The 374-nt window shown below is 37.2% G+C and carries 1 pseudogene; it reads left to right on the top strand.

What is annotated here, in order from left to right:
- Positions 1–374 (top strand): annotated as a pseudogene (locus CCAND38_RS11850) (hypothetical protein); the annotation flags it as partial.

Here is a 374-nt window from a genome sequence, read left to right as displayed (position 1 = left end):
CTCTGCAGTTAAGCCTATGGATTTGTGTAATGTAACAGGTAATACGATAACGGTAACCATCACAGCAACAGATACTTTTGGTAATATATCGACTAAAACGGCGTTTGTTAGATTAATAACTATTGACGCTGTTGATGATGATTTTGGAATTCAAACTGTAGGAACGACCACCAAGACAGTGTTTGAAAACGACAAATTGAATGGAGTATCACCAACGAGTGCGACGGTAAGTGTAACCCCAAATAATTTACCAATTGGAGTAACACTTAATTCGGATGGTACGTTAATGATAGGAAATACAGCTTCATCGGGTACACATACGTTTACTTATACTATTTGTGATAAGGCAAATACAGGTATTTGCGATACAGCTA

Origin of the sequence: Capnocytophaga canis, assembly GCF_000827555.1 — a bacterium.
GTDB lineage: Bacteria > Bacteroidota > Bacteroidia > Flavobacteriales > Flavobacteriaceae > Capnocytophaga > Capnocytophaga canis.
The sequence above is the reverse complement of the archived record's forward strand: the minus strand, read 5'-3'. Positions and strand labels throughout refer to the sequence as shown.